The organism is Frankia sp. CoWAU3, from assembly GCF_977971855.1.
In genome coordinates, this window is record NZ_CDWWXB010000246.1 from 1 (window position 1) to 1656 (window position 1656).

Annotated in this window: 2 protein-coding genes; both read left to right on the forward strand. The window is 72.7% G+C overall.

The genetic code is table 11. The features are described from left to right. Positions 1–29 precede the first annotated feature (29 nt). Positions 30–1142 (forward strand): prephenate dehydrogenase, encoded by a 1113-nt coding sequence (locus tag AC08ON_RS16415; protein WP_476617283.1) that lies wholly within the window; start codon positions 30–32, stop codon positions 1140–1142. A 94-nt stretch (positions 1143–1236) separates the two neighbouring features. Continuing rightward, on the forward strand, positions 1237–1656 hold a 420-nt coding region (locus AC08ON_RS16420; RefSeq protein WP_476617284.1), incomplete at its 3' end, for a (d)CMP kinase.

Consider the following 1656-nt stretch of genomic DNA (forward strand, 5'->3'; position numbering starts at 1 on the left):
TCTAGGAAACTCCCGCTAGGCTCAAGGCCGTGGTCGGGTTGGAATGGGATGCCGCACGCCTTCCGCGCCTGCGCCGGGTCGGGGTCGTCGGCACGGGCCTGATCGGGACCAGCATCGGTCTCGCGCTGTCGGCAAGGGGCGTCGAAGTCCTGCTCCGCGACGTGGACGAGGCACAGGTCGCGCTTGCCGAGAAGATGGGGGCCGGGCGGCCGTGGGCGGGGGAGCGGGTCGATCATGCGGTCGTCGCCACCCCACTGCCGAGTGTCGCGGTCCAGGTACGCGCCCTGGCCCGCTCCGGCCTCGCGGACACGATCAGCGACGCCGGCAGCGTCAAGGTCCGACCGTTGGTCGAGGGAGTCCAGCTCGGCTGCGACCTCACGACGTGGTGCCCGGCCCACCCCATCGCCGGCCGGGAACGGCACGGGGCCGTCTCCGCCCGGGCGGACCTGTTCGCCGAGCGGGTCTGGGCGGTCTGTCCCGTCCTGCACACCGGGTCGGCCGCGGTGCACGCCACGGTGGCGCTGGCGTTCGCCTGCGGGGCCACGCCGGTGCGGACCACCCCGCAGCGTCACGACGCGGCGATGGCGTCGGTCTCCCACGTGCCCCAGATCGTCGCGAGCGCGCTCGCGGGGGCGCTCGTCGGGCTGCCGGAACGGGACGTGCCCTTCGTCGGGCAGGGGTTCCGCGACACCACCCGGCTCGCCGACAGCGACGCCGAGCTGTGGTCGGGGATCATCGAGGGTAACCGCGGCCCGATCGCCGAGCGGGTGCGTTCCCTCGGCGCCCAGCTCACCGCGCTCGCCGACGTCCTCGACACCGGTTCCGGTGACGAGGTCACCGCCGCGGTCTCCCGGCTCATGCGGGGCGGCCAGGCCGGCCGTGCGCTGCTTCCGCGCAAGCCCGGCGCCCCGGCGCAGTCCTGGGGCTGGGTGGGGGTCGTGCTCGACGACCGACCCGGCCAGCTCGCCGCGCTCGTCGGCTTCATCAGCCAGTGGCAGATCAACATTGAGGATGTCGGGCCCTTCGAGCACAGCCTTGACGCACCCGCCGGCATCGTCGAGCTCGCGGTGGATCCGACGGCCGCGGACGAGCTCGTCGACCGGTTGACGCTCAACGGCTGGACGGCATACCGGCGATCCTGATGCCGTACCGAGTAGCCTGATCCGGGTTGCACATGTCGGCATCCGCGGGGGCGCGATCCGACGACTCTATATGTGACCGGGACGGAGGAATCGGGTGAAGCCCGACCACGGGTCTGCGCTGTCGGCGGGAAGCACGGTCACCGACAGCCGGGAGGGAACGTCTGCGCCGCTCGGGTCCGAGGGAGATGGTCCCGCGGTCCACGAAGGCGGGGCCGAGGGTCTGATCGTGGCGGTCGACGGTCCCGGAGGGTCGGGGAAGAGCACCGTGGCCCGCGAGATCGCCCGCCGCCTCGGCCTGCGATACCTCGACACCGGGGCGATGTACCGCGCGGTCACCCAGCTCGCGCTGGAACAGCGGATTGACATCGAGGACCCGGCGGCGGTCGCGGAGCTGGCCGAGCGGGCGGTGATCTCGGTCGGTACGGACCCGGACGAGCCCTCGATCGCCATCGACGGTGTCGGGGTGGACGCCCAGATCCGCACCCGCGCGGTGACCAACGCGGTCAGTGCGATC